This is a genomic window from Desulfoplanes formicivorans (assembly GCF_001748225.1).
Taxonomy (GTDB): domain Bacteria; phylum Desulfobacterota; class Desulfovibrionia; order Desulfovibrionales; family Desulfomicrobiaceae; genus Desulfoplanes; species Desulfoplanes formicivorans.
In genome coordinates this window covers 16,310-40,284 of sequence record NZ_BDFE01000006.1, presented here as the reverse complement: position 1 = coordinate 40,284, position 23,975 = coordinate 16,310, and the positions used below count along the sequence as shown (strand labels likewise).

Here is a 23,975-nt window from a genome sequence, read left to right as displayed (position 1 = left end):
TTGACTCGATTGAAAAAGCAATATGGAAAAAAAAGGCCACCGTGGATCAGGCAGGCTGGACCAGCCTGAACCGGTTGCCAGGCGGAGAGCCTGAAACCTTGATGCAGGCGCCTCAACCGCCAAATCCTGGCAATGATCTTCGGCCCCCTTTCCCGATTCCGATCAGACGCTCTCCTGTGACTTCACCTTCAGAATTTTTGTCGTCTGCCTGTCCCTTTCCCCGGGATTCGGCAAGGCCTTGGCTCAAGCGGGCAAACCATAGACTTGATCAATACGTATCACATCACTTCATCACCTCTTTGTATTTGTCATTGTTTCATTTCTGGTCATAGTAATGGGTTGATATTTTGGGGACATGTAAGAAACACACAACAGGATGCCCCCGTTCTCATCAACCTCTATCCAGGGAGAATCACGGACAATGAAAAATCATTTCGCTTCCAAATGGGGTATCATCGGGGTTGGGGCGGCCATCGGAGTCCTGGCGGCTTTGCTCCAGAAACTTGGCAATCCAGGCAACATGGGCATCTGCGTGGCCTGCTTTGAGCGGGACATAGCCGGAGCCTTCGGCTTGCACAGGGCAGGCGTCGTCCAGTACCTGCGCCCGGAAATCGTGGGGTTTGTGCTGGGATCGTGCGGAGCAGCCCTGGCCTTCAGGGATTTTCGCCCCCGTACGGGTTCGGCACCCTTTGTTCGTTTCGTGTTGGGCATCTTTGCCATGATCGGTGCCCTTGTCTTTCTGGGGTGCCCGTGGAGAGCCATGCTCCGCCTTGCCGGGGGTGACATGAACGCCATCTTCGGTCTTCTCGGGCTCATCGCCGGGGTGTACGTGGGAACCCTGTTTCTCAAAAACGGCTACAACCTTGGCCCGGCCAAAAAGACACATCCTGCCGCCGGCCTGCTCATTTCCCTGATCATGCTCGGATTTCTGGCCCTGGCCCTTATCTATCCCCAGATTGAAGGTCAGCCCAAAAACGATATTCTCTTTTACAGCCTCAAGGGCCCCGGTGCCATGCACGCGCCGTTTGTCATCTCCCTGGCCATTGGTCTTGGCGTGGGCATTCTGGCCCAGCGGAGCCGCTTTTGCACCATGGGTGCGTTCAGGGACCTGATTCTGTTTAAACAGACCCATCTCTTCGGCGGGGTTGTTGCCCTTATTGTGGCCGCATTTCTGGCCAACCTGGCCATGGGTCAGTTCCACGCCGGTTTTGCCGGTCAGCCCGTTGCCCATACCCAGGGTGTCTGGAACTTCATGGGCATGGTCCTGGCGGGTCTTGCCTTTGCCTTGGCCGGCGGGTGTCCGGGACGCCAGCTCTTCCTGGCCGGTGAAGGCGATGGTGACGCGGCCGTGTTCGTCTTTGGCATGATCGTTGGCGCTGGATTTGCCCACAATTTCGGACTGGCCAGTTCCCCCAAGGGCGTTGGGCCTCACGGTATTGCCGCTGTGATCATCGGCCTGATTGTCTGTCTGGGAATCGGCTGGTTCATGCGCAAACAGCGGGCGTAACACAGGAAGACTGAAAGCATTAAAACAGTCTGAATCCTTTTGTACCTCGACCGGGCCTGTTTCCATGCATTCAGCAAAAAGCATTCTTGATCACGATCATTCACAAGGAGCATATATATGAGTACCACAGTTGATGCACGCGGGCTTTCCTGCCCGCAACCTGTTTTGGATACCCTGACCGCCATCCAGACCACCCGTGACAACACCATCACCGTGCTCGTGGATACCGAGGCTTCCAAGGAAAACGTGACCCGAGCCGTCCAGGGCAAGGGCTGGAGGGTTAGCAACCTTGAGGAAAATGACGGGGAGTATTCGTTGACCCTGACCAAATCATGATCCATGATCCTGCACCGACACGGATCGAGTAAGCGGTCCGTGCCGGTGCAAACCCTTTTTTCACGGCTCACATCATCAGCACCGGAGCGCACATGCTGTTTGCAAACCTCTTTGGCAAAAAAAAATCCCCTGCCCCGCCATCAAGACAGGACAAGGGAATCATGATTTTTGCCCACACATCCGATGTCATCTGGGCCGAAGAGCTGATCAGGAAAGCGGGCTGGCAGATCCGGGTCATGGGACCTCCTGCGGAAATCCAGAAGGGGTGCGACCTGGTTATCGAATTTCCCCTGATTGAACAGATGAACATCCTGCGTCTTCTGGCCGCCGAAGGCGTTACGCCCACTGACGTGGTTCCCGTGACCAGCCCGTTGCTCACCCCGGTAGATCTTTTCCACACCAAGGATTTTGGCGACTATCTCATGGTCCGGGCGGCCAACATGAAAATGACTGTGCGCAAACAGGACCTGACCATTGTCAACATTTCCGGAGGTGGATGTCCGGATGTCCCCTATCTGGCCGAACAGCTCACCGGACAGAAACTCCCCGAGGCCATCCCCCCCCGCGAAACAGGACACACCTTGTGCGGTTACGCCCTGCAACTCGCTTACGAGGAACTCACACGCCAATGCTTGTCATAATCGGAACCATACCCGATCCCCACTTTCCCCTGGTTTGCGGTCAGGTGGAACGCCGAAACGACCAGATTTTTGTGGACGGTCACGCCTTTGCCATGCACCGGGGAACCCCGGCCCTCATTGGTGCTGCCGTGGAAACGGCCCGCACCCTGGGGCATCCCATGCCCCATGTCTTTTTGATCGGTGACGAGGGGTTGGGACATGGAAGCCGGAAACTTTACGCCCACTTGGTGGAACACATCCACGAACCAGAACCCGCAACCCTGGTTTTTCATTATCTGCAACCCGATGTGGACTGGCACAACCGCATACTCATGGCCATTGACGAGCTTTGCCGACCACGCCCCCAACTCATTGCAGATGCGGGTTTCATGTACGCCGCCAAGATGAGCGGCTTTGCCTCTTCCTATGATCTCTTTACCCCGGACATGGGCGAACTGGCCTTTCTGGCCGATGAAACAGCGCCCCATCCCTTTTATACCCGGGGATTCATCCTGCACAACAATTCCGACGCTCCCGCCCTGATCCAACGGGCCTATGCCCACGACAATGCGGCTGCCCATCTTCTGGTCAAGGGAAACACGGACATGTTTGCCACCAACACAAAATGCCATTGGCAACTGGACTCGCCCTCATCCGAGGCCATGGAAGCCATGGGCGGAACCGGTGACACCCTCACCGGCATCTGTGCAACCTTGATCAACGCGAAACATCCCCTGCCCCAGGCCTGTTTCCTGGCCGCCCTGACCAACCGCCTGGCCGGACAGGTGTGTCACCCCACTCCGGAAACTCAAGTCATTGAAATCATCAACGCCATTCCCAAGGCCTTGGAAATGGCCATCAAACAATCATCAACCCGGCAGTAAGGGGGCAAAAAAAGGTCCGTCAGATGGAGGGAGAACCATGAGATTTGGGGCGAATCTCATGGTCGAAACGGGTATCTAGAAAATGTTCCACACATTGCATGAAGGTGCCCAAGCAATTCAATTGCAACTCGTAAATCACCTGGGTACCCTGTTTGTGGGTTCTGACAATTCCCAAATTGCGCAAAATGCGTAAATGCTTGGACACCGTGGAAATATCCGATCCCACCAGGCGTTGCAATTCGCAGACGCACCTGTTCCCATGGGAAAGTTCATCCACCATGAGAAGCCGTGCAGGATGCCCCAGGGCCTTGAAAATTTCGGCCTTGGGCTTGATGGCTTTGATGTTTGCGTTCTGCATGCACGATCCTTGTTTGGTTATGGCCACGGGGATGGTTACAGGGCCTGACCCACCAGGTCGCCAAAAGCCGAGCAGGAAATCCGGGTTGCCCCTGGAATCTGTCCGGCCAGGTCCACGGTGACCTGTTTTTGGGTAATGACCGTTTCAACGGCCTTTCGGATCCGTTCACCCGCCTCGTACCACCCCATATGATCCAGAAGCATGGCACCCGAAAGAATGAGACTGCCGGGATTGGCCATGTCCTTGCCCGCAATGGTGGGAGCCGTGCCGTGGGTCGGTTCGAACAGGGCCAGGGTATCGCCCATGTTTACACCCGGGGCCAGACCAAGCCCTCCCACCTGAGCGGCCAGGGCATCGGAAAGATAGTCGCCGTTCAGATTGGTCGTGGCAATGACATCGTACTGCTCCGGGCGCATGAGCACTTCCTGAAACATGGCGTCGGCGATCCTGTCCCTGATTTCCAGGGGCCTGCCTTCCTGGGCCTCGCCTTCCCCAAAGGTCACATCCCCGAATTCATCTGCGGCCAATTCATAGCCCCATTTGCGAAAGGCTCCTTCGGTATACTTCATGATATTGCCCTTGTGCACCAGGGTGACACTCTTTCTTCCCTGATCCAGGGCAAAACGGATGGCCCGACGCACAAGCCGCTTGGAGCCTTTGGGGGTCATGGGCTTGATACCCACGCCGCAGGTGGCATCCAGGGCCACGCCCATGGTTTCCCGCAAAAATGCGATCAGTTTTTTGACTTCATCACTGCCGGATTCCCATTCGATTCCAGCGTACACGTCCTCGGTGTTTTCCCGGAAAATGACCATGTCCACACGTTCGGGATGCTTGACCGGGGATGCAATGCCCTGGAAGTAGCGCACCGGCCGAATGCAGGCGTACAGATCAAGACTCTGCCGCATGGTCACGTTCAGGCTGCGGAACCCCGACCCCACCGGGGTGGTCAAGGGACCCTTCATGGCAAAACGGGCCTGCCCAAGGGCGGTCAGGGTTGCTTCGGGCAGGTATTCCCCTTGCTCCTGCATGGCCTTTTCACCGGCCAGAAGCTCCACCCATTCAATGGTTCGCCCATCAGCATATGATTTTTCCACGGCAGCGTTGATGATCGGTCGGGCCGCTGACCAGATTTCAGGCCCTACGCCGTCACCTTCGATATAGTACACCCTGTTTTGCATCATATTCTCCACAACCCTCTTGTACGCTTCCCTCACGAGAAACGTGGTCTTGGGAATCTACCCGAAACATATCTCCACGGTAACCGGACCAAACTCCGTCTGGAAAGGAACGGCCAGAACCGATGACGCGGATACGTGGCGGATAGTATGCCCGGCCCCGGAAATCACGGTAGGAATGGCTCCCGAATAGACGATCCCGAATTCGGCCATACCCTTGCGGCCCTGGCCGCAGACCATGTTGGTCATCTCGCCCACCGCGTCCACGACATCCTTGTTTACCTCCACGAAATCTTCCCCGATCATTCTCCCTACAATACCCAAAGCCGACTCATTGGTAAATGTCAGGGACATGGACCCCCGACCGCACCCATTGCTGCTGGACATTCCGATCACCCCGGAGATGTCTCCCTTGGCTGTTGGGGCGTTTTTCATGAAAGCCCTGCCCGGTTCCGTCTTGACTCCGGCCATGGTCTCCACAACGGAAACGACCGCATCCGTAAATGTTTGTATGATCAGTCCTACTTTGTCTTTCATTGTTCAGTCCCCATACTGTTTGAGCAACGTTTGGTGTGTACAGGGACCAGACACTCATGTCAAAAAAGATTCATGAATATGAACGAGCTGTCTGCATGTTGCAGGCAGGCGACATCTGTCGGCATTATTCGTCATCCATGCACTCGGAAGGTATGCGGGAGACCGTTCGTGCAATGCAGGAAAAGCCATACCAGCCATGTGCTGGTTGTAAACGGTGGATGCGTGCTCATTTGTCCGTTGCCAATCCGTATAAAAATTTCTACATAACCGGTGAATGCAACCGTTGATTCGGCATGCAGGGCAAACAAGGATGTGCATTCAAATTCTCCCGCAATCAAGGAGGTTGTTCATGGCATATTTCCTCACCTGGCATGGTCATGCGAATTTCGAAATAACCACGCCCCAACAGACCATTTTCATTGATCCCTGGTTTTCCGGCAATCCCAAAGCGGATATGACCGCCCAGCAGGTGACCAAGGCCGATCTGGTTCTGCTCACCCATGATCATGACGACCATCTGGGCGACGCCCTTGATCTATGCATGCGCACCCGGGCCCAGCTTGTTGCCCAGGTGGAACTGGCAGGCTCCCTGCTCAAAAAGGGGCTGGATCAGGATCTGGTTGTCAACGGGATCGGCTACAACATCGGGGGAACCGTGGAGGTTCAGGGTACCCGCATCACCATGACCCAGGCCTTTCATTCCTGCGAAGCAGGAACCCCGGTAGGATTCATCATCGAGCTGGACAACGGGTTCACCCTGTATCACGCCGGAGACACGGGAATCTTTGGAGACATGAGCATCTGGGGCGAACTGTATTCCCTTGACCTGGCAATGCTCCCCACAGGCGGCGTCTTTACCATGGACGCCCGCCAGGCCGCCAAGGCCTGTTCCCTGCTCAAATGTCGTCAGGCCGTACCCATGCACTGGGGGACCTTTCCCAGCCTGGATGCCGATCCCGAACAATTCTCCCAACAAATCCGGCAACTGGCGCCATCCACCTGCCCGATCATCATGCAACCGGGGGAAAAGATTGAACTCGTCCCATAAACAGAACAATCAACAACCCACCGAGGTACAGGCCAGGGCGGCAATCGTTCTGGATCGTCTTTTGAAACGATATCCCCGGCCCACTTCTGCCCTGAACTGGTCGACCCCGTGGGAACTCCTCGTGGCCACGGCCCTTTCAGCCCAATGCACGGACAAACGGGTGAACATGGTCACCCCTGTGCTCTTTGCCCGGTGGCCGGACGTTGCATCCATGGCCCAGGCCGATCCCAGGGAGGTTGAAAAAGTCATCTATTCCACGGGATTTTACAAGAACAAGGCCAAAAATCTGATTCATGCGGCCCGAACCATTATGAACACGTTCGCTGGCCAGGTCCCCCAGAGCATGGCAGAACTGATCACCCTGGGAGGAGTTGCCCGAAAGACCGCCAACATCATCCTTTCCAACGCCTTTGGCATTCATGAGGGCATAGCCGTTGACACGCATGTGAAAAGAATTGCCCTGCGTCTTGGGCTGACCGAATCCACCAATCCGATCCGGGTGGAAAAGGATCTCATGCCTCTTGTTCCCCGGCAGCATTGGGGGAATATCAACCACTGCCTGGTGCTGTTTGGCCGGAAGGTTTGCAAGGCCAGGGGTCCCTTGTGCACGGCATGCGATCTGACGGATATCTGTCCGAGAATCGGAATACCATCGGAGGATACGTCATCAAAAAAATAAAGGACAAACCATAATGGATATCAACTGGTTCCCAGGACATATGCACAAGGCCAGGCAGGCCATTGCCCGGGTCATGCCGTCCATTGACGTGGTCGTGGAGGTGCTTGATGCCCGACTGCCCCTTTCCAGTCAGAACCCCCTCTTGCATGAACTCAAGGGGGACAGACCGTGTATCCGCGTCCTGAACAAGGCCGACATGGCCGATCCCCGGATAACCACCGAATGGATTGGGTATTTCCAACGCGAAAAAGGGGTCAAGGCCCTGGCCATGTGCGCCAAGAACAAAAAAGAGGCCATGAAAATCATCGGCCTCTGCAAAAAAATGACCCCCAAGCGGGATTATCTGTTCAAGCCCGTCCGGGTGATGATGGCCGGGATTCCCAATGTGGGCAAATCCACCCTCATCAACACCATCGTGGGCAGGGAAATCACCAAGGCGGCCAACCAGGCGGCCATCACCCGCAAGCCCAAACACATTGATCTGAAAAACGGGGTTGTCCTTTCGGACACGCCGGGCATCCTGTGGCCCAAGCTCCAGGACAAACACGGCGCCTTCCTGCTGGCCGCGTCAGGCGCCATCAGGGATACGGCCATGAGCTATCCCGAGGTGGCCATGTACACGGGCAACCACCTTTTGGGCCGTTACCCGGATCTGCTCATGCAACGGTACAAGCTCAAGGAGCTTCCTGCCGACGGTCTGGCCCTGCTCGAGGCCATAGGCCGCAAACGGGGATGCCTGGTCCGTGGGGGAGAGGTGGATCTGCACAAGGCTGCAGAGCTCTTCCTCAGGGAGCTCAAAAACGGGGTCATCGGTCACATCAGTCTGGAACGCCCCCAGGAAAGATAAAAGACCGGAATTCAAGGCGCGACAAGCGAGTGAACAACCTGCTTGTCGCGCCTTGTAACGTTGTACGTTAAGGATTTTCCCCCTTGCAATCCATGTCCAGGCAGTTACCCCTGCCCTATCACAGTCCTTTCTTCTCGAACCACCCCAGCACCAGTACATAGAGAATCACCAGACCGATGATCACGGGCCAGTGACTGATGCCCAGCATCTGGGGCAGGGTTATCTTTCCCAGATTTCCCCATGTGTACACGGTGGACTTGAGCACCGGATAGGTGTGGGCAAAGAGCGAAGCCCCCACAAGCATTCCGCCAATCCCCCACAACGCGTCCCAGCGGCCCTCTCCCAGGGCCCCGGCCGCGGTCCCCGGACAATAGCCCAGAAGGCCCCAGCCAAGACCGAACACAATCCCTCCAAGGGCATTGGCCCCAATGGATGTCGCCTTGACCGAAAGCCTGACCATACCCATATCGTTCAGAATATAGATGCCGACCATGCCCACGATGATGTTCGAAAGCATGAATTTGACAATGGTCATATCCTTGAGCCGCAAGGCTCCGAGTTGCTTGTCGTACCTGATGACACGAGCCTTCTGGAGCAGAAAGCCGAACACGATCCCTGTTATCAATCCATAAATAAGCGCCATGCCAGTCTCCTTGTCATGCTGTGGGATATCCTTGATCCGGTTGTGTGATTCTCCCAATCCTTCATCAATCAGCCATGTCTTTCTTGACGGCTCCGGGGAAAAACCAGGGCAGCCATGAGCATGCCTCCTGCAAAAAAACAGGCCGCTGCAATGAACCCGCTCACCGAAAGCTGGGTCAGGCCGCTCAGACCGTGACCGCTGGGGCACCCTCCTGCCAGTCGCGCCCCGTACATGGCCACCATGCCTCCCACAAAAGCGACCACTCCCCGCCGAGCCACACTCCCGCCATGCCTGTTCTCCCACATCGTTGGCACGGCCTGCCAGACAAAGGTTTTCGATGTCAGGGAAGCGATCAGGGAACCGATACAGATACCGATGACAAAAAGAAACTGCCAATCGAACTGAAGCCCCTTGGACATGTAGTAGGCCGTGTTGGCGACTGTTTCCGGTACAAACATCTTTTCAATCATCCCGGATGCCCGCACAAAGGTGGTCGAGGCTCCCATGAACTTGCCAGCAACAACAACGGAAAACACCCCAAGGAGCCCGCTCAAAGCTCCAGCCACATACGGATTCCATGCGCCTTGTTCTGTTTTCATCGATCCTCCTTGGAAAAGAGTTGCGTCTGATGTATCCTGAAAGAGACGAAAAGGGGTACCTGCAAACATACTAAAATGCTATCCTGAAAATCAAGAGATTGAAAGGGGGAATGGTCATGAAGGACAGAGATACGCCTGCGACCCGCGCCGATCGGCTGGCCATGGTTGCCAGCCAGATCGAATCCAGGGGAATCCGTGACCCGCTGGTTGTAAAGGCCATGCGAGAGGTCCCCCGACACCTGTTCGTTCCCGGAGATATGCAGAAAAGGGCCCATGATGACACGCCCCTGCCCATCGGGTGGGAGCAGACCATTTCCCAGCCGTACATTGTTGCCTACATGACCCAGGCATTGGGACTTCATGGTCAGGAGACTGTTCTGGAGATAGGATGCGGCAGTGGATATCAGGCCGCCATTTTGAGCCGAATCGCCGCCCGGGTCTATACGGTGGAGCGCATTCCCCAACTGGCCCGCAAGGCCATGGCCACGCTTGACGAGCTGGGGATCACCAACATCCAAGTCCGTGAGGGGGACGGCAGCCTGGGATGGGAGGAAAAGAGCCCTTTTGACGCCATTATGGTGACCGCTTCTGGGCCACGGATTCCAGCGCCCCTGTCATCCCAACTGGGGCTTCACGGAACCTTGGTCATGCCGGTGGGGAGTCGTGGACAGGGACAGCGCATTGTCCGCCAGACCCGCATCTCCCGCGAAACATTCAGGACGGATCAGCTCCTTGGCGTGGCCTTTGTGCCCCTGATCGGCGAATATGGATGGCGAGCAGACAGGAAAGGATAATCAAAAAAGAGTTGTCACTTTCTGGCACAGGGCTCTTCAATGGGCATTGACGAGGCCTGATGGGGATCCACATGGACTATCACGTCAACCACCTCGGGAATCTCCCGGATCACGGTCTTGCGCACATACTCGGCAATGATATGGCCGTCATTCACCGGTATGCTCCCGTCGACCACGATATGCATGTCCGCGAAAATGGACCCGCTCTGGTAGCGGGTTCTGATCCTGTGGACATCAATGATTTCGGGATGACCCTGGGCCACCTCGAGAATTTTGTCGCAAATTTCCAGAGGAGCCCCCCAGTCCATGAGTTCCTTGAGGGCGGGCCAGATGATCCTCAAGGCGGCCTGGACGATGAGCAGGGCCACAAGCAGGGCTCCGAGCTTGTCCAGCATGGTCCAGGAAGGGATGAGAATGGCCCCGGCAACGGCCAGGAAGGCCGGGATGGAACTGATGGCATCCAGGCGGTGATGCCAGGCATTGGCCAGCACCGCAGTACTCTTGACTTCCCGTCCCCAGTACGCTGACCAGCGGTACAGGGCCTCGTTGACGAACACGGAAACCGCAGCCGCCAGCACCGCTATCCAGCCGGGAATCGTGTGGGTAGGCGCCTTGATGACCTGCACGGCCTCCCAGCCAATACCCAGGGCCGCTCCGAACAGGGCCAGCCCGATGATGATGGTCACCACGGTTTCAAACCGCCCGTGTCCATAGGGGTGTTCGGCATCAGGCGGCCTGGACCAGTAATGGGAGCCGATGAGAACGGCAATGTCGGTCACACAGTCGGACAGGCTGTGCACGCCGTCGGCCAGGACAGCCTGACTGGCCCCAAAATATCCGGCAAGGCCCTTGAACAGGGCCAGTCCCAGGTTGACGACCAGACCCGCCCAGGTAACCCGACGGACCTGATAACTACGCATGGCGTCAGTATATTCCACGGCTCATCCAAAAACGGTTTCTTGTACCCAGGGGTAGCGGATCATACGCATGAAAAGGGCGAACAACGGTCGTTTGACCCAGGGACACACATCCATGACCTGTAAAAAGGATTCCTGAATACGCTTGTGGCGGACAAGGCGGCGGAGTTCGGGCATGGGGTAGGCCGGATCGAGAATCTTGCGAGCGGTCTCCAGACCGCTGGTCATGGCAAACGAAATCCCCTCTCCTGTTGCCCGGGAAGCCAGGCCGGCCGCATCACCCACCAGGAAACGGTTGCCGAACATGTGTCCCGTGTAGCCATGATTCACCACACCTGCCTGAAACGACCCCTTGTCGATCTCCATTCCCTGTTGTTCGATATATCGTTCGAGATACGACCGGGCCCGACCGGACGATATGCATTGAGGATCATAGTACACACCGACATTGGTATGATCACGATGGGGGAATTCCCAAACATACCCCAGGGGCAGGTTGTCGGGATCCAGATGCCAGACGGGATGATCCGTGATGCGCGGCGAGGTGTAGCACTGCCCCATGCAGATGCGTGACGACAGCCCAAGCTCCTTGCGGATAAAGGAGGTGGCCCCGTCAGCGCCCACAAGATAGCGATAGCTGACATCCCCATGGGAAGTTCGCAGTCTGTCGCCATCCATGCCAACAGCCCTGACCCCGGTTCGGATGTGGATGTTTGACCGGTTTCGGAGCTCTTTCAGCTGGGCCGCGGCCAGGTCTTCCCGGGTCATGGTCTTGAGGGGGTGGGCCAGCCGGAGGAAAAAACGGTGTCTTCCCGCCACGATCCGTTGCAGGGGAAACGTCCGTGCCTGTTGCAGGGATACGGGAAAGCTCTGGGCCAAATGGGTCAATCCGCCGGCACAGGTCTTGGGACCGATGACATCCTTGCGCTCGAGAATGAGGACCGAGAGCCTAGTATCCCGCAACCCCATGCCACAGGCCAATCCGGCCGGGCCAGCCCCCACAATGACAACATCGTAACGGTTCTTGAGATTGTGTCCATGTTTCAAAACGTGCTCCTTGACTTCCTGTCTGCCTACGACAGGTCGCAACGAACCGCAATCGTCAGAAAACGGGCCGAACCCGTAAAAAAGTGCAATCACCACGTAGAATTTCGCGTGTCGTTGCCTTTTTTGGGAAAACATCCTATGCAAGGCGACAAGTCTCTTTCCCCCACGATCCAGGGGCGTAACCATACGCCAATCAGATCACCAACCCAGCAGGAGACATGGCCATGAGCGAACAGACTTCATTCACCCGATTTGAAAACCAGGCATTCCCCACGTTCAGAATGAAACTCGGCAAGGCCGAATCCACCGAGGACGTCAAAAAATTCTTTTTCCAGACCCTGCGTGATCTCTTCGACAAAATATTCGGCGATGAAATCAACTTTGAAAGGGAACACATCGTGCTCGCTCCCGGAGAGACTCCGTGTCTGCACATTGCGGAAGCATTGACCTCGCAACCCGCCTTTGCCCATGCCATGAACGATTCCGACCTGGACAGGGTTCTTGAACGGTTCGCCCAGGCTGCAGTCAATCGATACATTCATCTGGCAAAGAACAACGAAAAGACCAACGCCAAAATCCGCGGCTAGGCCCCATGTCAGGCGGGCATCCGGGGCTGTCTCCATCGCCCGCCCGCGGGTCCGGGTGGCTGCCCGGATGTCCGCGTCATCCCTGTAAACAACGTGCACCAACTTGACGACACACGTTCCTTCTGCCATCGATCTTCCAGTTGCCAACCTGCAGGAGTACGCATGTCCATTTCCCGACGCCGTTTTCTCCAGAGTCTTGCCCTCACCGGACTGGGTTCGGTTCTTCCCTCCACGGCCGGTGCCGTGGCCCGGGGCGAAGAACTGGCTACGCTTCTCGACATTGGCAAGTGCATTGGATGCGGGGAGTGCGTGGCCGCCTGTCGCGAGGCCAACCAGCACAAATATCCCAACCCCCAGAAGCCCTTTCCCAAAATGTATCCGGATCGGGTCAAGGTTGCCGACTGGTCGGAAAGGCAGGATGTCGATGACCGGCTCACCCCGTACAACTGGCTGTACATCCAGTACGCCGATGTCACATGGCAGGGCCGGGAGTACGAGCTGACCATTCCCCGCAGGTGCCTGCATTGCACCAACCCGCCCTGCGCCAACCTGTGCCCCTGGGGGGCAGCCCTGAAACAGGACAACGGCATCGTCAGAATCAACGACACAATCTGTCTGGGCGGTTCCAAATGCAAATCGGTCTGCCCCTGGCATATTCCGGAGCGCCAAACCGGCGTGGGTCTGTATCTCCAGCTGGCCCCGTCCTTTGCCGGAAACGGGGTCATGTACAAATGCGACCGGTGCTATGACCGGATCAACAAGGGGGAAGTGCCGGCGTGCATCACGGCCTGCCCGGAAAACGTCCAGACCATTGGTCCGCGGTCCGAGATCCTTGCCATGGCCCATGAACTGGCGGAAAAAACCAACGGTTTCATTTACGGAGAAACCGAAAACGGCGGCACCAACACCTTGTATGTCTCTCCGGTGCCCTTTGAAGAGATTGACAAGGTCATTGACAAGGGGCCTGGCAGACCGGGATTCCAGCCGGTGGATAATGCCATGGCCCCGGAGGACAAGCTGTTGCGTGCGTTGATCTTTGCCCCGGCAGCCGGGGTGGCTGCCGGCATTCTGCATACGGTTCGGGCCCTGCAACAGGATGATCACAAGGGGGATGACCATGCCAAGAAGTGATCGCCCTGCACGGATGGTGAGGCACATGTATCACCTGGTGGTGTTCGGCCTTGCGTTTACGGGATTTGCCCAGATGCCCATTTTCAAGCGCTACTATCTGGCTGATGTCCCGGGATTTGCCTGGACCGCTGATTACTACCTGAATCACCGGATCCATTACCTGCTGGCCGCCCTGCTTCTGGCCTTTTTCACCTATGTGATCATTGTCTATGCCACGGTGTGGCGCTCGCGCTGGCAAATCACCCGCTGCGGCCTGTTCAGTCTGGGACTCTGGTCGGGCATTGTTGTGACCGGGATCATGCGGGTGATGAAAAACCAGCCAGGCATGCACTTCAGCCCCACAACAACCATGTGGGTGGACTGGCTCCATCTCGGACTTGTTCTTGTCCTGGGCATGGTCAGCGGAATCATGGCCCTTGGCCGCAGGAAAATTCTGATTCCCCGATCCTGACCGGACAAATCAACTCCCGAGCCCTTTCACCAATACGCCGGCAAGCCTGCATGGCCGGGCGAGTTGTCCCCTCTTCCCTGACCCCTGTCTTGAGGACCCTTCATGTCTCTTTTCTGGCTCAAAACCCTGCTGGCCATTTTCATAACGCATTTTCTCGTGTTTTCCTTTTTGTATTGCAAACAAAGGAAAACACACCATTTGTTTGCTTCCCTGACCTTTTCCCTCCTGGCCCTCTCCTTTTTCTGCCGCATCTGGGCCGCCCAGATAACCCTTTTCGGCCACGACCTCCACGTGCTGCTGCGTTGTTCTGCCTGGATTTCCACGGCCCTTGTGGCTGCCATCCTGTTCAAAAACCGCTTTCTGCCTCCTGCTTGCCCCAGGGAACCCTCTCCCCCACCCCCCTCCAGAGAACAGTGATTCTTACCCAAAAACGACAACAGGGCTTGCAAGGTTTATCCCGACCCTTTCTCGGGACGCTTCCCACTGGGCCTGTGACACAACATGAGACTCACCGCCCTTTTTGCCCGCCACCTCACGCCCACTATCCCTCGTTTTCGCCAACAACCCGTCCGGAACACAAACAGACCCAACCATGAACCCGGGGATCAATTCCCATGTACCCTGGTGCTTGTGGCCTGCATGAGCATGACCGTGCGGTTTTCAAGGTTCTCTTCGATTCCCGCAAGAAGAAAATCAATGAGCCTTCTGGCATAAGGTTGATATGAATCCTGTTGAACATAGATCATGACCGAAGTGTCGGGTAATGCCGGCAGACTGTCTGAAGCAAGCAACATGTCGCTTTGCACTGCTGAAAGGGGCAGGACACTCACCCCAAGACCGGCACGAACGGCAGACTGAACCGCCTGTACGGAATTGGCTTCCACAGAAAGTTTCCATGGTCTGGACGCCCTGGCCAGTGCATCAAAGGTCTTTTGACGATACCAGCAGGGAGGAGGCATCAGGACAAGCTCAAGGGGTGCTCCATCATGATCCACGGATTCCTTCATCCCGGTCCAGACCAGGGGTTCTTCCCAGAGAAGTTGTCCGTTTTCCCCTTCGGGACCGGCAAAGACCATGTCGAGTTCTCCGTGTTCCAGCGCCTTGATCATGGCGGTTCCCGATCCGAGAACCAGGCTCAGATCACAATGGGGATGGGACCTGCGGAATCTGGCCAGCAGGGAATGCAGATGCTGGGGAGCAAGATATTCCGCAAATCCCACCCGCAGGAGCTCTTGTTCATCGGGTGCGGTGACTGCCAAAACGGCTTCGTCGGCCAGTTCGAGAATCCGCCGGGCATAGCTGACAAACGTCTCTCCGGAAGGGGTCAGCGACACGCTTCGGCTGGTACGGTCCAGAAGTTTGACATGCAGCCGTTCCTCCAGCTTGGCCATCTGTAGACTGATGGCGGACTGCGTGCGATGCACGCGCTTTGTGGCAGCGGAAAATCCCCCTTCCTCGACCACCGCCACAAGGGAACGAAGGGTTATCAGGTCTGTGTCCAGCTTGAACGGTGATCGATTGGTCATGCTCATGGCTCCTCTTTGTATTTTTATTGTACGAAACCGTTTATGTCTGCTAGAAAGAACAATGCCCGACATGTTGATCGAGCTTGATGAAACAATAATCAATTTGTTTTGCTCATAGTTTCGATTCCAATTACTCGTTGTACTCATCGCTGATCAAACCTTACGTGACTGCCTGGACACCACGCCTCGATCTCTCTCGGGAGATGCAGGGTGGCCCGAACCTGGAATGATCAAACCATACCATAACGCTAAACAAGGGAGTATGTACAATGGATGCAATCGAAATGATCAAGGAACGTCGAAGTGTTCGCAAATACAAGCCTACAAAAGTGGCTAGGGAAACCATGAAGGAAATTATCGAGATTGCTCGCTGGGCACCTTCATGGGCAAATTATCAGATTGCCCGATACACCTTGGTGGACTCTGATGAAATCATCAAAAAACTGGCAACAGACGGGGTCAAGGGTTTTGTGTACAATATCAAGACCCTTGAGAATGCCCAGGGCGTTGCCGTATTGAGCTTTGTCAAGGGGAAAAGCGGCAAGCTCAATGTGGACAAGGACGAGTATGCAACTTCCAAGGCCAATGTCTGGGAAGTATTCGATGCGGGCATAGCCTGCCAAACATTCTGCCTGGCAGCCCATGCCAAGGGAGTGGGAACCTGCATTTTCGGTGTCATTGACGAGGCATCCATCTCCCAGATCGTTGGGCTGCCCGAGGAAGAGACCGTGGCCGCCCTCATTGTCTACGGCTATGAAGACGGCCAGCATCCCGCGGCAACGCCCCGAAAAGGCGTGGATGAAATCGTCAGGTTTGTGTAAACAATGATCATATCTCTTTGCAAAGGAATACCCACATGAGCACACCATTGATCATCGTCGCACGTATCCAGGCCAACAAAGAACACGAGGATCTGGTCAAATCCCAACTTCTTCAACTCATCGACATCACCCGCAACCAGGAAGGATGCGTCCAGTACGACCTCCACCAGGACAACAACAAACCGGAAATCTTCGTTTTCTACGAAATATGGGAATCCCGGGAACTCTGGCAGGCCCACATGGACAGCCCCCCTCTCCAGAAGTTCATGGCCGCAACCCAAGAAGCTGTTGCTGATTTTGTGCTTCACGAAATGACCCGTATCGCCTGACAACCGCGTAGCCTGGAGACATCATGATGCAGGATGCCTCCAGGCCACCGACTCGCCATCCCCCGGGCCCGCACCCTGTGCCAGGGTGCGGCCCGGATGGTCCAACTCGATCCTCTTTGTATTTTCGCTATCCAAATCAGGGACTCAACCAACAGGGCCCCTCACGCAGCGCACTTATCCGAGTGATCCATCTCCTCCAAGCGCCTCTACGCCTTTGACTTGCTGTTTGTCCCTTCAACTATTAGAGGGAATCTTCCCCTCCGGGTGCAGGTACAGGATATTGCCTGGCCTGCCCGGTGCACCCCATGGATCACGCCTCATGCATATCGGATTCGACGCCAAACGATATTTTCTCAACGCCACGGGTCTTGGCAATTACAGCCGGACCACCGTGCGGCTTTTGCATACCTATTTTCCGGAAAACGACTACTATCTGTACACTCCACGTACATCGGACCGTTCAGGGATTCTCCAGCCGGGCGAACATGTCCATGTGCGCACTCCAGGGCTTCCCACAGGCCGGATGCTCGCGCCCTTGTGGCGGACCTTTCTCCTTGGTCGGGAAACAACCCGGGACGCCCTGGACATTTTTCACGGGCTTTCCCATGAAATCCCCTATGGTCTGCCCCAGACCACCAAAAAAGTGGTCACCATGCACGATCTCATTTTTCTGAGGCATCCGGAACTGTACAACCGGCTTGATGTGGCCGTGTATACAGCCAAATACCGGTCAAGCTGTTCCCGGTCCGACACGATCATCGCCATCAGCCAGCAGACCAAACGCGACCTGATCGAGTTTTTCAACATGGATGAGCACAAGATCAAGGTGGTCTACCAATCCTGTGACAAGCGATTCTATGACCGGATTGGTGATGACACGCGGCAGACAATCCGAAAAAAACACGACCTGCCCTCGCGCTACATCCTGTATGTGGGCTCCCTGGCCGAACGCAAGAATGTGATCACCCTGATTCACGCCCTGGGACGGATTCCCCGGGAATCCAGACCACACCTGGTCCTTGTGGGAACTGGCAACAGAGGGTACATGACCCGACTGCATGCGGCCATTGCCCAGGAACATCTGGACCAGGAAGTCACCTGGCTGGGCCAGGTCCCTGGCAAGGATCTTCCGGGCATCTATCAGATGGCCGATCTGTTTGTGTACCCGTCCCTGTTTGAAGGTTTCGGCATTCCCATCCTGGAAGCCCTGTTCAGCAAAACCCCGGTGATTACCTCCACGGGTTCCTGTTTCCGGGAAGCCGGAGGCCCCCATTGCCTGTACACCACTCCGGGCGATGTGGATGAACTCAGCCAGGCCATTGCGCGGGTTCTGGACGATTCCAACCTGGCGGCAACCATGCGGGATAAAGGATATGAGCATGCCTTGCATTTTCATGAGCACCAGGTTGCCAAAAACATGATGAACGTCTACACTTCCCTGCTCCCCTGAACACAGCACCACGACACCAAAGATCTCGTTATTTCCTGAATCTCCTGATACGACGAGCAGTCATCTGATTGTTATGATTCAACCACCTGCAATCCAACCTTACAAACCCTTTCAGCCCACGGATAGACCCATCCTTCCATGACCGACACATCTTTTCTTGTCATCCGCTTGAGCCATCTCGGCGATATTGTCCTGACCACGGGTGTGCTCGATTACTGGCACCGCAAGCACGGGTGGACCTTTTACTTTGTCACCACCCAGTCCATGCTGCCCATCCTTCTTGAGCATCCTGCCATCATTGATGTCATTTCCGTGACCCAGGCGGAAAAGCCTTTCTGGCCATGGCTCCGCTTTTGCGGATTTCTTCGGAAACGGTACGGCAACATTCCCCTGATTGATCTGCATGGCACCCTGCGTTCGAGCATGCTCGGGGCCATGTGGCCATCCCGGGTATTCCGATACCCCAAACTGCGAGGATCCCGCCGTTTGTATCAATATTTCCGGCATGAACCTTCCAGAAAACGACTGGATGCAATCAATGTCCCCCAGCGGTACAGCCTGGCCCGGGAACCTGTAGCTCCCTCCTCCAGGGAGCTGGTCCCACGCATCTTTTTGCGGGATCAGGACCAAACATGGGCCAGGAAGGTTCTTGCCCCCCTGGGGGATCACCCCCTGGTTGCCCTTCACCCGTATGCCACTCACAAGGCCAAGCAATGGCCCCGGGAACACTGGTGCGAGCTTGTGTCCAGATTGCATGCCAAAGGCATCAAAACCCTGATCATAGGCCAAAGCGAGGTTCCCTTTGTCCGGCCAGATTCAGACCCTTGCGAACCAACCCCGGCTCTTCCCGATCTGGATCTGACCAATGAAACCAATCTCGCCCAGACCTCGGCCATCCTCAAGCAGGTCCAGGTCCTGGTTTCCGGCGATTCCGGTCCCATGCACCTGGGTACGGCAGTGGGCACCCCTGTAGTGGCCTTGTTTGGACCGACCTGTCGTCAATGGGGCTTTTATCCGTCAGGACCCAGAGACAAGGTCATCTCCATGAACACCCCCTGTTCCCCCTGTTCGCTGCACGGCAAGGGAAACTGTTCACGTGATATTGCCTGCATGCGGGAGATCAACGTGACCACGGTTCTCGACGCCATCCTCAACCGGATAAACAGGATCTGACCATGATGAAACACACCACCAGGGGCACCCGGCAACAGGCTGTTTCTGGCGCCCAGACAACTCTGAGACGCATGCTGTGCCGCCGGGTTGAACCGATGCCGGCAACCACCCCGCATCCACCAACCCGAAAAAGAATCAAATGTCCTTGAAAAACCCGCCCGCACAAGGTAGGGTGAACTATCGGCCTCATCCCTGTTCAGAAGACAAAGGCCAGGGAAGGAAACCGGGATGCAGATGCTCTCCTCCGGCGTGCTGACGCCATTGCCCCCAGCCCCGTAAGCGGCATCTCCCGCCCGCAAAAGGTTCATTTTCTCCCTGAACGCCTTCCACTGACCTCTTTGCTTCACAACATTGGACATATTGCCATTTAATAAACAAAATCGGCCATTAGCATAAGAATTCCTGCTTTGCTCTTGTCCGTGCACCGGTTTTTCTGTAAGAAGCAGGGACATGATCAACCGCAAGCGTCCCTGCACAACAGGGCTTTCGCGTGGCCATGGGCCATGGATATCGTGCCAACATCCTCCCCTGCTCACCTGTTCCTGCGATCCTGCGACCCATGCAATCCAGGTACCCGGATGACGCTCCTGCAACGATACGAGGCCCTGCTCCAATCTCCATGTAACCCAAACCATATCCGGGAGCATGGCCGTTTTGCGCATTCCCTGACCAAAAACAACTATACTACATCTTTTTGAGACATCCTCAACACCCAAGGAGTAACTTCATGGCCAAGACAATGAAAACAATGGACGGCAACACTGCTGCCGCACACGTGGCCTATGCAATGAGTGACGCCGCAGCCATCTATCCCATCACCCCGTCTTCTCCCATGGGTGAAATCGCGGACGAATGGGCGTCCAAGGGACGCAAGAATATTTTCGGCAACACCCTGACCATTCGGGAGATGCAGGCTGAATCAGGAGCAGCGGCCGCAGTACACGGTTCCCTGGCTGCAGGTGCCCTGACAACCACGTTCACGGCCTCCCAGGGCCTCCTGCTCATGATCCCCAACATGTACAAGATTTCCGGGGAACTTTTGCCCGGGGTCTTCCATGTCACGGCACGGGCCATTGCCGGACACGCCCTGTCCATTTTCGGCGACCATGCCGATGTCATGGCCGCTCGGCAGACCGGATTTGCCATGCTCGCCTCGGCCTCGGTCCAGGAAGTCATGGACCTGGCACTGGTCGCCCACCTGGCGGCCATTGAATCCTCTGTGCCCTTTGTGCATTTTTTTGACGGATTCAGGACGTCCCACGAAATCCAGAAGATCGAAATCATTGATTACGAGGACATGGCCCGACTGGCCAACCACGACAAGATCCGGGAATTCAGGGCCCGGGCCATGAATCCGGAACATCCCCACATCCGGGGCACGGCCCAGAATCCGGACATTTATTTCCAGGGCCGCGAAGCTGCCAATGCCTATTACCAGGCTTTGCCGAAAATCGTGATCAACTCCATGCGCCAGGTCTCCGCCCTGACCGGACGCAACTACAAACTCTTTGATTATGTGGGTCATCCCGAAGCCGAGCGGGTCATCGTGTCCATGGGCTCGTCCTGCGAAACCATTGAAGAGGTGGTGGATACCATGAACAAGGCGGGAGAACGGGTCGGTCTGGTCAAGGTACGGTTGTACCGTCCCTTTGTCTCCGAGGCCTTCCTGCGCGTCCTGCCGGCCACGGCCCAACGGATCACGGTTCTGGACAGGACCAAGGAACCCGGCGCCCTGGGTGATCCCCTGTACCAGGACGTGTGCACCGCATTCATGGAACAGGGAGAAATGCCCCTTGTCACGGGCGGCCGCTACGGCATGGGATCCAAGGAATTCACCCCCGCCATGGTCAAGGCGGTCTTTGACAACATGCTCGGCAACACCCCCAAAAACCATTTTACCGTGGGTATTGTGGACGATGTCACGGACACCTCCCTGGAGATTCCCTCGGCCTTTTCCACTGCCCCCGAAGGCACGGTCCAGTGCATGTTCTGGGGCCTTGGTTCCGATGGCACTGTCGGAGCCAACAAGAGCGCCATCAAAATCATCGGGGATAATACCGATCTCTACGCCCAGGGCTATTTTGCCTATGATTCCAAGAAATCCGGCGGGTTGACCATCTCTCATCTCCGTTTTGGCCAGCAACCCATCAAGTCCACCTATCTGGTGGAGTCGGCCAATTACATTGCCTGCCACAACCCCAGTTACGTGCATCTTTACGACATTCTGGAAAATATCCAGGAAGGGGGAACCTTTGTCCTCAACTGCCACTGGTCTCCCCAGGAGCTGGACAAGGAACTGCCTGCCAGCATGCGCAGGACCATTGCCGAGAAAAACCTCAAGATGTACATCATTGATGCCGTGAAAATCGCGGGAAGTGTCGGCCTGGGCGGCCGGATCAACATGATCATGCAGACCGCCTTTTTCAAGCTCTCCGAGGTCATCCCCTTTGACAAAGCTGTGGCCCTGCTCAAGGAATCCATCAAGACCACCTACGGGAAAAAGGGCGACAAGATCGTCAACATGAACATCGCTGCCGTGGACCAGTCCGTGGACAACCTCATCAAGGTCAACGTGCCCGAATCCTGGAAGGACGCTGTGGACGAACCAGCTCCCCAGCACGACGAACCCGATTTCATCAAAAACGTCATGCGGCCCATCATCGCCCAGCAGGGTGACAAACTGCCGGTGAGCGCGTTCGCCCCCGACGGCATCTTCCCTCTGGGCACGAGCAAATACGAAAAACGCGGGGTGGCCATCAATGTCCCCCAATGGATCGTGGACAACTGCATCCAATGCAACCAATGCTCCATGGTCTGCCCCCATGCGGCCATCCGTCCGGTTCTGCTCACGGACGAAGAACTGGCCAAGGCACCGGCCGGATTTACGACCAAACCGGCCATGGGCAAGGATGTCAAGGGCATGCATTTCCGCATCCAGGTGAACACACTGGACTGCCTGGGATGCGGCAACTGCGCGGATATCTGCCCGGCCAAGGAAAAGGCCCTGGTCATGAAACCCCTGGACTCCCAACGCGAGGAACAGGTACCTCTTTTCGACTTTGCCCAGACCATTCCTATCAAGGACGACCTCATGAAGCGGGCTTCCCTCAAGGGCAGCCAGTTCCAGCAGCCTTTGCTGGAGTTTTCCGGAGCCTGTGCCGGATGCGGGGAAACCCCTTATGTCAAACTGCTCACCCAGCTCTTTGGCGACCGGATGATCATTGCCAACGCAACAGGGTGTTCGTCCATCTGGGGGGCTTCAGCGCCGTCCATGCCCTATTGCACCAACAAGAACGGTCATGGTCCTGCCTGGGGCAACTCACTGTTCGAAGATGCGGCCGAGTTCGGCTATGGTATTTCCTTGGGAATGAACCAGCGCAGAAATACCCTGGTGACCAAAATCACCCAGGCATTGGAAACCGATCTGCCTGCCGAGCTCAAGGAAACCATGCAGGCATGGCTTGCCGGCAAGGACGATGCCGACGCCTCCAGGGAGCATGGAGACAGGCTCCGGACCCTGCTCAAACAGGCCCCGGCCAACGACCTGCTCCAGGAAATCCTGTCCATGGAAGACCTCTTTACCAAGAAATCCTATTGGGTCTTTGGCGGTGACGGCTGGGCCTATGACATCGGCTACGGCGGTCTGGACCACGTACTGGCCTCGGGCGAAGACATCAACGTGCTGGTCATGGATACCGAGGTCTACTCCAATACCGGCGGTCAGGCATCCAAGGCCACGCCCCTGGGGTCCATTGCCAAATTCGCGGCTTCGGGCAAGAAAACCGGCAAAAAGGATCTGGGTCGCATGGCCATGACCTACGGATATGTGTATGTCGCTTCCGTGGCCATGGGTGCCAACAAGCAGCAGCTGCTCAAGGCCTTTACTGAAGCTGAAAGCTACCCCGGACCGTCCCTGATCATCTGCTACGCCCCGTGCATCAATCAGGGGATCAAAAAGGGCATGGGCAAAACCCAGCATGAGGAACTGCTGGCAGTCAGTGCCGGGTACTGGCCCCTGTACCGATACAATCCCCAGCTGGCCGATGAAGGAAAGAATCCGTTCATCCTGGACTCCAAGGAGCCCGATGGCACCCTGCAGGAATTCCTGTCCGGTGAAAACCGGTACGGCTTGCTGGAACGAACCTTTCCGGAAGAATCCAAAAAACTGCGTTCGGCCATTGAGGTCGATTACCTGAAACGGTACGAAACCCTGAAGAGGTTGGCCGAAGAAACGCCTTGCGAACAACCTGAGCCAGCAGATGTGCCCGTGAAAACCCCTTCGGAGGAGAATGGGCAACACTGCGAAGTCACCTCAACTGCCGAACACGCCCGGCCCACCAAGAACAATGGTCCGTGCGATGACGGCAGAGCCGGCAAATAGCCAGAACAACGGATAAACCAATAACAAGGGCCGGGGATGTGAACATCCCCGGCCCTTGCTGGCATATATGGCTTGTCCTGTCGAACCGCCGGCCCCATCTGTGATGAACAAAGGGGCTTTCCACAACTGCTG

At 56.2% G+C, this 23,975-nt stretch carries 25 protein-coding genes; 17 read left to right on the top strand and 8 right to left on the bottom strand.

Annotation, left to right across the window (positions count from 1 at the left end; genetic code table 11):
* The first annotated feature begins 421 nt into the window (after positions 1-421).
* The 4 genes from yedE (at position 422) to DPF_RS01835 (ending at position 3,347) form a co-directional block, all read left to right on the top strand.
* Positions 422-1,507, top strand: coding sequence for a YedE family putative selenium transporter (gene yedE / locus DPF_RS01850; RefSeq protein WP_069857172.1), 1,086 nt, complete (start codon positions 422-424; stop codon positions 1,505-1,507).
* Between the two features lie 117 nt (positions 1,508-1,624).
* Positions 1,625-1,843 carry a sulfurtransferase TusA family protein gene (locus DPF_RS01845; protein ID WP_069857171.1) on the top strand — a complete coding sequence of 73 codons (219 nt, stop codon included), beginning with the start codon at positions 1,625-1,627 and terminating at the stop codon, positions 1,841-1,843.
* Positions 1,844-1,935: 92 nt separating this feature from the next.
* Positions 1,936-2,484, top strand: a complete 549-nt coding sequence (locus tag DPF_RS01840) for a putative Se/S carrier protein (RefSeq protein ID WP_069857170.1) — start codon at positions 1,936-1,938, stop codon at positions 2,482-2,484.
* Positions 2,472-3,347 (top strand): NAD(P)H-hydrate dehydratase, encoded by an 876-nt coding sequence (locus tag DPF_RS01835; protein WP_069857169.1) that lies wholly within the window; start codon positions 2,472-2,474, stop codon positions 3,345-3,347. Before DPF_RS01840 ends, DPF_RS01835 begins: the two co-directional genes overlap by 13 nt.
* Before the next feature lie 19 nt (positions 3,348-3,366).
* On the opposite strand, the gene DPF_RS01830 is transcribed toward DPF_RS01835, so the two are convergent.
* The 3 genes from DPF_RS01830 to DPF_RS01820 are packed head-to-tail and all read right to left on the bottom strand — an operon-like array spanning position 3,367 to position 5,420.
* A complete protein-coding gene (locus tag DPF_RS01830) occupies positions 3,367-3,705 on the bottom strand; it encodes an ArsR/SmtB family transcription factor (protein ID WP_069857168.1) in 339 nt (112 codons plus the stop codon).
* Between the two features lie 35 nt (positions 3,706-3,740).
* Positions 3,741-4,886: an NADP-dependent isocitrate dehydrogenase gene (gene icd / locus DPF_RS01825; protein WP_069857167.1), complete on the bottom strand. Its 1,146-nt coding sequence runs from the start codon at positions 4,884-4,886 to the stop codon at positions 3,741-3,743.
* Between the two features lie 57 nt (positions 4,887-4,943).
* On the bottom strand, positions 4,944-5,420 hold the full coding sequence (locus tag DPF_RS01820; RefSeq protein WP_069857166.1) for a chemotaxis protein CheX: 477 nt from the start codon (positions 5,418-5,420) through the stop codon (positions 4,944-4,946).
* A gap of 349 nt (positions 5,421-5,769) precedes the next feature.
* Here DPF_RS01820 and DPF_RS01815 point away from each other — a divergent pair, with 349 nt between their 5' ends.
* Genes DPF_RS01815 through ylqF form a run of 3 tightly spaced genes read left to right on the top strand, consistent with a single transcriptional unit; the run spans position 5,770 to position 7,994 of the window.
* On the top strand, positions 5,770-6,468 hold the full coding sequence (locus tag DPF_RS01815) for a metal-dependent hydrolase (protein WP_069857165.1): 699 nt from the start codon (positions 5,770-5,772) through the stop codon (positions 6,466-6,468).
* Entirely contained in the window at positions 6,452-7,147 is a 696-nt protein-coding gene (nth, locus tag DPF_RS01810) for an endonuclease III (protein WP_069857164.1), read from the top strand. Before DPF_RS01815 ends, nth begins: the two co-directional genes overlap by 17 nt.
* Before the next feature lie 13 nt (positions 7,148-7,160).
* Positions 7,161-7,994 carry a ribosome biogenesis GTPase YlqF gene (gene ylqF / locus DPF_RS01805; RefSeq protein ID WP_069857163.1) on the top strand — a complete coding sequence of 278 codons (834 nt, stop codon included), beginning with the start codon at positions 7,161-7,163 and terminating at the stop codon, positions 7,992-7,994.
* Positions 7,995-8,112: 118 nt separating this feature from the next.
* On the opposite strand, the gene DPF_RS01800 is transcribed toward ylqF, so the two are convergent.
* Both DPF_RS01800 and DPF_RS01795 read right to left on the bottom strand, forming a co-directional pair.
* Entirely contained in the window at positions 8,113-8,637 is a 525-nt protein-coding gene (locus tag DPF_RS01800) for a DUF6691 family protein (RefSeq protein ID WP_069857162.1), read from the bottom strand.
* A gap of 68 nt (positions 8,638-8,705) precedes the next feature.
* Entirely contained in the window at positions 8,706-9,236 is a 531-nt protein-coding gene (locus tag DPF_RS01795) for a YeeE/YedE thiosulfate transporter family protein (RefSeq protein WP_069857161.1), read from the bottom strand.
* A 116-nt stretch (positions 9,237-9,352) separates the two neighbouring features.
* Between DPF_RS01795 and DPF_RS01790 the strand changes: the two genes are divergently transcribed.
* On the top strand, positions 9,353-10,030 hold the full coding sequence (locus DPF_RS01790) for a protein-L-isoaspartate(D-aspartate) O-methyltransferase (protein WP_069857160.1): 678 nt from the start codon (positions 9,353-9,355) through the stop codon (positions 10,028-10,030).
* 14 nt (positions 10,031-10,044) lie between these two features.
* On the opposite strand, the gene DPF_RS01785 is transcribed toward DPF_RS01790, so the two are convergent.
* Complete coding sequence (locus tag DPF_RS01785) at positions 10,045-10,968, bottom strand: cation diffusion facilitator family transporter (RefSeq protein ID WP_141721036.1); 924 nt, start codon at positions 10,966-10,968, stop codon at positions 10,045-10,047.
* A 3-nt stretch (positions 10,969-10,971) separates the two neighbouring features.
* A complete protein-coding gene (locus DPF_RS01780; RefSeq protein WP_069857158.1) occupies positions 10,972-11,994 on the bottom strand; it encodes an FAD-dependent oxidoreductase in 1,023 nt (340 codons plus the stop codon).
* 224 nt (positions 11,995-12,218) lie between these two features.
* Between DPF_RS01780 and DPF_RS01775 the strand changes: the two genes are divergently transcribed.
* The 4 genes from DPF_RS01775 (at position 12,219) to DPF_RS01760 (ending at position 14,580) form a co-directional block, all read left to right on the top strand.
* Complete coding sequence (locus DPF_RS01775; RefSeq protein ID WP_069857222.1) at positions 12,219-12,581, top strand: hypothetical protein; 363 nt, start codon at positions 12,219-12,221, stop codon at positions 12,579-12,581.
* 162 nt (positions 12,582-12,743) lie between these two features.
* A complete protein-coding gene (locus tag DPF_RS01770; protein ID WP_069857157.1) occupies positions 12,744-13,712 on the top strand; it encodes a 4Fe-4S dicluster domain-containing protein in 969 nt (322 codons plus the stop codon).
* Entirely contained in the window at positions 13,699-14,163 is a 465-nt protein-coding gene (locus tag DPF_RS01765) for a hypothetical protein (RefSeq protein ID WP_141721034.1), read from the top strand. Before DPF_RS01770 ends, DPF_RS01765 begins: the two co-directional genes overlap by 14 nt.
* Positions 14,164-14,265: 102 nt before the next feature.
* The gene (locus DPF_RS01760; protein ID WP_069857155.1) at positions 14,266-14,580 is read left to right on the top strand and encodes a hypothetical protein; all 315 of its coding nucleotides are present in this window, start codon (positions 14,266-14,268) and stop codon (positions 14,578-14,580) included.
* A 188-nt stretch (positions 14,581-14,768) separates the two neighbouring features.
* On the opposite strand, the gene DPF_RS01755 is transcribed toward DPF_RS01760, so the two are convergent.
* Positions 14,769-15,689 (bottom strand): LysR family transcriptional regulator, encoded by a 921-nt coding sequence (locus tag DPF_RS01755; RefSeq protein ID WP_176724138.1) that lies wholly within the window; start codon positions 15,687-15,689, stop codon positions 14,769-14,771.
* 269 nt (positions 15,690-15,958) lie between these two features.
* On the opposite strand from DPF_RS01755, the gene DPF_RS01750 reads away from it, so the two are divergent.
* The 5 genes from DPF_RS01750 (at position 15,959) to nifJ (ending at position 23,843) form a co-directional block, all read left to right on the top strand.
* Entirely contained in the window at positions 15,959-16,510 is a 552-nt protein-coding gene (locus tag DPF_RS01750; protein WP_069857153.1) for a nitroreductase family protein, read from the top strand.
* A gap of 35 nt (positions 16,511-16,545) precedes the next feature.
* Positions 16,546-16,839, top strand: a complete 294-nt coding sequence (locus tag DPF_RS01745) for a putative quinol monooxygenase (RefSeq protein ID WP_069857152.1) — start codon at positions 16,546-16,548, stop codon at positions 16,837-16,839.
* Positions 16,840-17,158: 319 nt separating this feature from the next.
* On the top strand, positions 17,159-18,289 hold the full coding sequence (locus tag DPF_RS01740) for a glycosyltransferase family 4 protein (RefSeq protein WP_069857151.1): 1,131 nt from the start codon (positions 17,159-17,161) through the stop codon (positions 18,287-18,289).
* Between the two features lie 138 nt (positions 18,290-18,427).
* Positions 18,428-19,462: a glycosyltransferase family 9 protein gene (locus DPF_RS01735; protein WP_069857150.1), complete on the top strand. Its 1,035-nt coding sequence runs from the start codon at positions 18,428-18,430 to the stop codon at positions 19,460-19,462.
* A 727-nt stretch (positions 19,463-20,189) separates the two neighbouring features.
* On the top strand, positions 20,190-23,843 hold the full coding sequence (nifJ, locus tag DPF_RS01730; RefSeq protein ID WP_069857149.1) for a pyruvate:ferredoxin (flavodoxin) oxidoreductase: 3,654 nt from the start codon (positions 20,190-20,192) through the stop codon (positions 23,841-23,843).
* The last annotated feature ends 132 nt before the right edge of the window (positions 23,844-23,975 follow it).

Excerpts from the sequence above, each read along its gene's own strand:
- DPF_RS01830 (WP_069857168.1), bottom strand. The coding sequence starts at position 3,705 with ATGCAGAACGCAAACATCAAAGCCATCAAGCCCAAGGCCGAAATTTTC.
- icd (WP_069857167.1), bottom strand. The coding sequence starts at position 4,886 with ATGCAAAACAGGGTGTACTATATCGAAGGTGACGGCGTAGGGCCTGAA.
- DPF_RS01835 (WP_069857169.1), top strand. The coding sequence starts at position 2,472 with ATGCTTGTCATAATCGGAACCATACCCGATCCCCACTTTCCCCTGGTT.
- yedE (WP_069857172.1), top strand. The coding sequence starts at position 422 with ATGAAAAATCATTTCGCTTCCAAATGGGGTATCATCGGGGTTGGGGCG.
- DPF_RS01815 (WP_069857165.1), top strand. The coding sequence starts at position 5,770 with ATGGCATATTTCCTCACCTGGCATGGTCATGCGAATTTCGAAATAACC.
- DPF_RS01765 (WP_141721034.1), top strand. The coding sequence starts at position 13,699 with ATGCCAAGAAGTGATCGCCCTGCACGGATGGTGAGGCACATGTATCAC.
- DPF_RS01745 (WP_069857152.1), top strand. The coding sequence starts at position 16,546 with ATGAGCACACCATTGATCATCGTCGCACGTATCCAGGCCAACAAAGAA.
- DPF_RS01845 (WP_069857171.1), top strand. The coding sequence starts at position 1,625 with ATGAGTACCACAGTTGATGCACGCGGGCTTTCCTGCCCGCAACCTGTT.
- DPF_RS01755 (WP_176724138.1), bottom strand. The coding sequence starts at position 15,689 with ATGACCAATCGATCACCGTTCAAGCTGGACACAGACCTGATAACCCTT.
- DPF_RS01820 (WP_069857166.1), bottom strand. The coding sequence starts at position 5,420 with ATGAAAGACAAAGTAGGACTGATCATACAAACATTTACGGATGCGGTC.
- DPF_RS01735 (WP_069857150.1), top strand. The coding sequence starts at position 18,428 with ATGACCGACACATCTTTTCTTGTCATCCGCTTGAGCCATCTCGGCGAT.
- DPF_RS01800 (WP_069857162.1), bottom strand. The coding sequence starts at position 8,637 with ATGGCGCTTATTTATGGATTGATAACAGGGATCGTGTTCGGCTTTCTG.
- DPF_RS01750 (WP_069857153.1), top strand. The coding sequence starts at position 15,959 with ATGGATGCAATCGAAATGATCAAGGAACGTCGAAGTGTTCGCAAATAC.
- DPF_RS01795 (WP_069857161.1), bottom strand. The coding sequence starts at position 9,236 with ATGAAAACAGAACAAGGCGCATGGAATCCGTATGTGGCTGGAGCTTTG.
- DPF_RS01775 (WP_069857222.1), top strand. The coding sequence starts at position 12,219 with ATGAGCGAACAGACTTCATTCACCCGATTTGAAAACCAGGCATTCCCC.
- ylqF (WP_069857163.1), top strand. The coding sequence starts at position 7,161 with ATGGATATCAACTGGTTCCCAGGACATATGCACAAGGCCAGGCAGGCC.
- DPF_RS01790 (WP_069857160.1), top strand. The coding sequence starts at position 9,353 with ATGAAGGACAGAGATACGCCTGCGACCCGCGCCGATCGGCTGGCCATG.
- DPF_RS01840 (WP_069857170.1), top strand. The coding sequence starts at position 1,936 with ATGCTGTTTGCAAACCTCTTTGGCAAAAAAAAATCCCCTGCCCCGCCA.
- nifJ (WP_069857149.1), top strand. The coding sequence starts at position 20,190 with ATGGCCAAGACAATGAAAACAATGGACGGCAACACTGCTGCCGCACAC.
- DPF_RS01770 (WP_069857157.1), top strand. The coding sequence starts at position 12,744 with ATGTCCATTTCCCGACGCCGTTTTCTCCAGAGTCTTGCCCTCACCGGA.
- DPF_RS01740 (WP_069857151.1), top strand. The coding sequence starts at position 17,159 with ATGCATATCGGATTCGACGCCAAACGATATTTTCTCAACGCCACGGGT.
- DPF_RS01760 (WP_069857155.1), top strand. The coding sequence starts at position 14,266 with ATGTCTCTTTTCTGGCTCAAAACCCTGCTGGCCATTTTCATAACGCAT.